The sequence below is a fragment of the Micromonospora sp. URMC 105 genome, from assembly GCF_051386295.1.
Lineage (GTDB): Bacteria > Actinomycetota > Actinomycetes > Mycobacteriales > Micromonosporaceae > Micromonospora.
On record NZ_JBPQTL010000164.1, the window covers coordinates 1 to 6,963 of the forward strand.

The 6,963-nt window shown below is 72.5% G+C and carries 4 protein-coding genes; 3 read left to right on the forward strand and 1 reads right to left on the reverse strand.

Annotated elements, in window-relative coordinates:
* Positions 1-60 precede the first annotated feature (60 nt).
* On the forward strand, positions 61-702 hold the full coding sequence (locus tag ACSNN7_RS28310; protein WP_436684108.1) for a class I SAM-dependent methyltransferase: 642 nt from the start codon (positions 61-63) through the stop codon (positions 700-702).
* A 28-nt stretch (positions 703-730) separates the two neighbouring features.
* Here ACSNN7_RS28310 and ACSNN7_RS28315 read toward each other — a convergent pair whose 3' ends face one another.
* Positions 731-1,987, reverse strand: coding sequence for a hypothetical protein (locus ACSNN7_RS28315; RefSeq protein ID WP_436684111.1), 1,257 nt, complete (start codon positions 1,985-1,987; stop codon positions 731-733).
* A 351-nt stretch (positions 1,988-2,338) separates the two neighbouring features.
* Between ACSNN7_RS28315 and ACSNN7_RS28320 the strand changes: the two genes are divergently transcribed.
* Both ACSNN7_RS28320 and ACSNN7_RS28325 read left to right on the forward strand, forming a co-directional pair.
* Complete coding sequence (locus ACSNN7_RS28320) at positions 2,339-4,396, forward strand: DNA gyrase/topoisomerase IV subunit B (RefSeq protein ID WP_436684109.1); 2,058 nt, start codon at positions 2,339-2,341, stop codon at positions 4,394-4,396.
* A 35-nt stretch (positions 4,397-4,431) separates the two neighbouring features.
* Positions 4,432-6,921 (forward strand): DNA gyrase/topoisomerase IV subunit A, encoded by a 2,490-nt coding sequence (locus ACSNN7_RS28325; RefSeq protein ID WP_436684110.1) that lies wholly within the window; start codon positions 4,432-4,434, stop codon positions 6,919-6,921.
* The last annotated feature ends 42 nt before the right edge of the window (positions 6,922-6,963 follow it).

Sequence of the window (6,963 nt, forward strand, 5' to 3'; positions counted from 1 at the left end):
GTGGGGTGCGGGTGGGCGGTAGCGTGCAGGAGGAGTGGTTCACGTCGATACGGAGCGCCGATGTCGAACTCCCGGGTCTCCCACCCGATCTTCGCCAGGTTGTTCGCGCGGGCGAGCGTGGCGATGGACCGGGCCGGCGTCGCCGAGCACCGGCGCCGGCTGGTCGCCGGCCTGCGCGGACGGGTGGTCGAGGTGGGCGCCGGCAACGGTCGGATGTTCGCGCACTACCCACCCGAGGTGGACGCCGTGCTCGCGGTGGAGCCCGAGCCCTGGCTGCGCGCCGCTGCGCGAGAGGCGGCCGAGCACGCGCCGGTGCCGGTGACGGTCACCGACGGGCTGGCCGACGCGCTGCCGGTCGCCGACGCGGGCGCCGACGCCGTGGTGATGTCGCTGGTGCTCTGCTCGGTCCCCGACCAGGCCGTCGCGCTGCGGGAGGCGTACCGGGTGCTGCGTCCGGGCGGGCGGCTCTGCTTCTACGAGCACGTCGCGGCGGACACCCCGGGGCTGCGCCGGGCGCAGCGGGTGGCCGACGCCACCTGCTGGCCGTGGTTCACCGCCGGCTGCCACACCGGCCGGGACACGGTGTCGGCGATCGTCGCGGCCGGGTTCAGCGTGGTCCGGCTGGACCGCTTCCGCTTTCCCCCCGGCGGGTTGCCGGCGCCGGCGTCGCCGCACGTGCTCGGCGCCGCGATCCGGCCCTGAGAGCCGCCGGGCGCAAGGTACGCCGGGCTCAGCCGACGGTGACCGTGCCGTCGGGGGCGCGGACGCAGGAGACCGCGCGGGAGGCGGTCGAGGCCGCGCCGGTCAGGCACCGGCCGAGCACCCGGTGCCCGGCCGCGTTCGGGTGCCAGGACTCCTGACAGGTCTGAAAGTACGTCCCGCAGGCGTTGGCGATCCGCTGGATGTCCAGCTTGTCGTAGCCGGAGAGGCTGGTGACGAAGACGCCGGACGGGCCGTCCTGCAGACGGATCGGGGTGGCCAGCGTGCCGGTGGGGCTGCCCGCCTGCTCGCAGAGCCGGGCGCCGTCGAAGGCGCGCTGCACGTTGAGGTAGACCAGGTCGGCGGCGGGGAACTCGGCGGCCATGGCGGTGCGGACGGAGTTGACCAGCGTGCCGAGGCCCTGGGAGAAGCGGTGGCCCGGGGCGAGGCTGCCCCGGTGGATCGGGCAGCCGGCCGCGTACCGCTCGGCGCCGAGGGCGCGGAACTTGTCCCGGGTGTCGTCCCGGTCGTCCTCGCTCCAGTAGACCGAGGCCAGCTCCGGCGGCAGCGGGTTGGTGTAGTCCTGGAACACGATCCGGTGCCGGCCGTCGGCGTCGATCTCGCCGAGGGTGGTGAGGATCTGGCGTACGGCCGCGGTGGTCTCGGCCGTCGCGGCGCTGAACTGGGCGGCGGTGGCCAGGTCGGCGTCGTCGCAGGGCTCCTGCTCCACCGGCCCGCCCAGGTACGCCCAGAACTCCCACCAGCCGGTCCAGGCGTCGGCGATGAACCGGTTGGCGCACTTCTCGGCGACGCTGCCGAAGGTGAACGAGCTGTTGTTGGAGCCGAGCCCGATCAGGACCAGGTCGATGTCGTGGGTCTGCCCGACCGCGCGGAGCTGGTCGAGTTGCGCGGCGACCTGCCGGCCCTTGGCGCGGGAGGCGGACGCGGCGGCGATGTCGTACGGCTGGCCCCCGGAACAGGCGAGGTTGAACCGGGCCTGGATGCCGGGCAGGTCCGCCTGGTGCAGCGAGGCGTTCGGCGAGCGGTGGCAGAAGTAGGCGTTGCTGTTCGGCGCCGACCAGCCCGGGAAGGACTGCGCCACGCCGGTGGAGTCGACCACCGGGGAGTACGCCCCGGCGCCCTCGCCGCTGATGAAGCTGTCGCCCAGCGCCACGGCGGCGGTCGGCGGTGCCGCCGCGGCGCCGGTGGGCAGGCCGACGGCGGCCGAGAGGGCGGCCACGGCGACGGCGAGCGTCGCAGCGAGAGCGGTACGACGGAACCTGACCATCGCGTCCCCCATCTGTTCATGGAAATGTGAAAGATCCTCCGGTGGCCGCGATCAGATCACCTGGGCGCGATGGGCGTCAATGGGTGTTAACGCCTTCGTTCACCCTTCGACACACGCGTGTGGCAGCCGTGGCACGGGCGGCCCGGCCCCGGGGAACACCCCGGCGGGGACCGGCGTTGCTGCCGGATGACCGACGACCGGCGGCCCCGGGCGCGGCGGCTCCAGCGGGGCTGCGCCGATGTGTCGGGGCGTGCGGCTAGGCTCGCTGCGGCGCGCCGCGCGTGGAGATCGAGACGGACGGATCAAGACGGTGAGCGGCACCACACCGCCGAGACCTGGGAGTACGACCAGTTGACCGCACAGCCTGAGACCCTCTACGGGGCCGACGACCTCACCCACCTCGAGGGCCTGGACGCCGTCCGCAAGCGTCCCGGCATGTACATCGGCTCCACCGACAGCCGTGGCGTGGGTCACCTCGTCAACGAGATCCTCGACAACTCGACCGACGAGGGTGTCGCCGGTCACGCCACCAAGGTCGAGGTGACGCTGCACGCCGACGGGTCGGTACGGGTCGACGACGACGGCCGGGGCATCCCCACCGACGTGCACGCCAAGTCCGGCATCTCCGGCGTCGAGCTGGTGCTCACCCGGCTGCACGCCGGCGGCAAGTTCGGCGGCTCCGGCTACAAGACCTCCGGCGGTCTGCATGGCGTCGGCGCCTCCGCGGTCAACGCGCTCTCCCGCCGGTTCGACGTCACCGTCCGCCGCGGCGGCAAGGTGCACGCCATGTCGTTCCGGCACGGCGTACCGGGGATCTTCGACGGCGACGGCCCGGACGCTCCCTTCACCGCCGGCCCCGGGCTCCAGATCGTCGGCGCGATGAAGCGCGGCCAGCGCACCGGCACCTCGATCCGCTACTGGCACGACGCCCGCTACTTCGAGACCGGCGCGACGCTCGACGTCGACGCCGTCCGGATGAAGCTGCGCAACACCGCCTTCCTCGTGCCGGGGGTCGACTACCGGCTGCGCGACGAGACCGGTGAGCAGCCCACCGAGGAGCGCTTCCACTTCCCCAACGGCCTCACCGACATGGTCGAGTTCCTGGCACCGGCCGGCGACCGGCCGGTCTCCGGCACCCTGCTGGTCACCGGCGAGGGCACCTACCGGGAGAACGCCGCCGACGCCAACGGCGTGATGCAGTCCAACGTGCAGCGCCGCGCCGAGGTCGAGGTGGCCTTCCGCTGGGGCACCGGCTACGAGCGCACCGTGGAGTGCTTCACCAACACCATCCGCAACGCCCACGGCGGCACCCACCGCAAGGGCTTCGAGCGGGCGCTGGCGCGGACCCTCGCCGACGCCGTGCGCAACACCCGGGGCCTGCTCAAGGCCAAGGAGGAGCCGCCCACCCTGGACGACGTCCTGGAGGGCATGACGGCCGTGGTGCACGTGCGCCTCCCGGAGCCGCAGTTCACCTCGCAGACCAAGGACGAGCTCTCCACCGCCGGCATCACCAAGGTGATGCAGTCCCTGGTCGAGCAGCACCTCAAGGCGTGGCTGGAGGACCGCAGGACCAAGGCCGAGGCCCGCACGGTCCTGCAGAAGATCGTCGACGCGGCTCGGGTCCGGCTGACCCAGAAGCAGCAGAAGGACGCGGCCCGGCGCAAGACCGCGCTGGAGGGCGCGTCGATGCCGGCCAAGCTGGTCGACTGCCGCGCGGCCGGCATCGACCGCAGCGAGCTGTTCATCGTCGAGGGTGACAGCGCCCTGGGCACCGGCCGGCTCGCCCGCTCCGCCGAGTACCAGGCGCTGCTGCCGATCCGGGGCAAGATCCTCAACGTGCAGAAGGCCAACCTGCAGCAGGTGCTGGACAATGCCGAGTGCGCCGCGATCGTGCAGGTGCTCGGCGCCGGCTCGGGGCGTACCTTCGACCTGTCGGCCCTGCGGTACGGCCGCGTCCTGATCATGGCGGACGCCGACGTGGACGGCGCGCACATCCGTACCCTGCTCATCACGCTCTTCGCCCGTTACATGCGGCCGCTGATCGAGGCCGGTCGGCTCTTCGCCGCGATGCCGCCCCTGCACAAGATCACCACCAAGGGGCGCAACCCGCAGACCGTCTACACCTACACCCAGGCCGAGATGGAGGCGACGGTCCGCAAGCTGGAGAAGGCCGGCAAGCAGATCGTCACCCCGATCCCGCGCTTCAAGGGTCTCGGCGAGATGGACGCCGACGAGCTGTGGGAGACCACGATGAACCCGGCCACCCGGGCCGTCCGCCGGATCACCCTCGACGACGTCGACGCCGCCGAGCGGATCCTCGAACTGCTGATGGGGGAGAAGGTCGAGCCGCGCCGTAACTGGCTCATCGACTCCTCCGACCGGGTCGACCGCGAAGCGATCGACGCATGAGCCCGCTGGCCGACCGCCGAGAAGGAAGCTGAACGATGGCACGCCGCAAGGAAGACCGCGCCAAGGTGGACCTCTCCGCCTTCGACCAGGCCGGCGCGCGGGTCTTCGACAACCCGCTGGTCACCGAGGTCTCCGACTCCTACCTGGAGTACGCGTTCTCGGTCATCCACTCCCGGGCCCTGCCCGACGCCCGCGACGGGCTCAAGCCGGTGCACCGGCGCATCCTGTGGTCCATGCACGAGTCCGGCCACCGGCCGGACCGGGGGCACGTGAAGTCCGCCCGGGTGGTCGGCGACGTGATGGGCAAGTACCACCCGCACGGCGATACCGCGATCTACGACGCGATGGTCCGGCTGGCCCAGGACTTCTCGCTGAACGTGCCGCTGATCGACGGGCACGGCAACTTCGGCTCCCCCGACGACGGCCCCGCCGCGGCGCGCTACACCGAGGCGCGGCTCTCCCGTGAGGCGATGCTGCTCGTCGGCGAGCTGGGCGAGGACACCGTCGACGTCGAGCCCAACTACGACGGCTCGCTGACCCAGCCCACCGTGCTGCCGGCCGCCTTCCCCAACCTGCTGGTCAACGGCGCGTCCGGGATCGCGGTCGGGATGGCGACCAACATGATCCCGCACAACCTCGGCGAGGTGGTCTCGGCCGCCCGCTGGCTGATCAACCACCCGGACGCCGACCTCGACAAGCTGATGGAGTTCGTCCCCGGCCCGGACCTGCCCACCGGCGGTCTGCTGCTGGGCCTGGACGAGGTGCGCCGGGCGTACGAGACCGGGCGCGGCGTGGTCCGGATGCGCGGCCGGGTCGAGATCGGCCCGCTGGAGGGCAGCCGCGGTCGGCAGGCGATCACGGTCGTCGAGCTGCCGTACGGGGTCGGTGCCGAGAAGGTCATCGCGGCGATCACCAACGAGGTCACCAAGACCAAGCGGCTGACCGGCATCGCCGACGTCAAGGACCTCACCGACCGGGAGAGCGGCACCCGGCTGGTCATCGAGTGCAAGGTCGGGGTCAACCCGCAGGCGCTGCTGGCCGACCTCTACCGGCTCACCCCGCTGGAGCAGTCGTTCGGCGTCAACAACCTGGTGCTGGTCGACGGCCAGCCGCGCACCCTGGGGCTGAAGGCGCTGCTGGAGGTCTTCCTGGCCCACCGCTACGAGGTCGTCACCCGGCGCAGCGCGTACCGCAGGCGCAAGCGCGAGGAGCGGCTGCACCTGGTCGACGGTCTGCTGATCGCCCTGCTCGACATCGACAAGGTGGTCAAGCTGATCCGGGCCAGCGAGGACGCGCAGGCGGCCAAGGACGGCCTGATGCAGAAGTTCAAGCTCTCCGAGATCCAGGCCACCTACATCCTGGACACTCCGCTGCGCCGGCTGACGAAGTACGACCGGATCGAGCTGGAGGCCGAGCAGGAGAAGCTGCGCGGCGAGATCGCCGAGCTGTCGAAGATCCTCGACGACGACAAGGTGCTCAAGAAGGTCGTCTCCGACGAGCTGGCCTCGGTGGTGAAGCAGTTCGCCGTGCCGCGGCGCACCACCCTGGTCGACGGCGACCTCAAGGAGGTGCTGGCGGCGTCGGTGCCGGCCGGCCCCCTGGAGGTGGCCGACGACCCCTGCCAGGTGATCCTCTCCGCGACCGGGCTGGTCGCCCGGACCGCGGCGGAGTCGGAGGAGGCCGCCGAGGGGCGTCGGCGCAACGGCCGGGTCAAGCACGACACGGTACGCGCCGTCGTGCACACCACGGCCCGGGGCCGGGTGCTCCTGGTGACCAGCGCCGGCCGGGCTTTCAAGATCGACGTGCTGCCGCTGCCGGTGCTGCCGGAACAGGCCGGCACGGTCTCGCTGCGCGGAGGCATGTCCGCCGCCGAGCTGGTGCCGCTGGAGGCCGGCGAGACGGTGGTCGGGCTGGCCCCGCTCGGGGCGACCGCGCAGGGCTCACCGGGCCTGGCGCTCGGCACCCGGCAGGGCGTGGTCAAGGTGTGCGCGCCGGAGTGGCCCGTCCGCTCGGACGAGTTCGAGGTGATCGGCCTGCGCGAGGGTGACGAGGTGGTCGGGGCGACCTGGCTCACCGACGGCCAGGAGGCGCTGACCTTCATCACCTCCGAGGCGTCGCTGCTGCGCTTCGCCGCCACGCTGGTCCGCCCGCAGGGGCTCAAGGGCGGCGGCATGGCCGGGGTCAACGTGCCCGACGGGGCGCGGGTGGTCTGGTTCGGGGCGGTCCGCACCGACGACCCCGGGCACGGGGAGCCGATGGTGGTCACCTCCACCGGCGCGACGGTCAAGGTGACGCCGTTCGGGGCGTACCCGGCGAAGGGGCGGGCCACCGGCGGCGTGCGCGCGCAGCGGTTCCTCAAGGGTGAGACGGACCTGGTGGTCGCCTGGGTCGGCCCCCGGCCGGTCGGCGCGACCGCGACCGGCGACCCGGTGGAGCTGCCCCCGGCAGACCCGCGCCGCGACGGCTCCGGCTTCGCCGTCATGCTCGGCCCCACGGTCGTCGGCCACCTCATCGAACGCGACTGACCCCATGCGAGGGAGGGAGGGCCCGGGGGCGTTGCCCCCGGG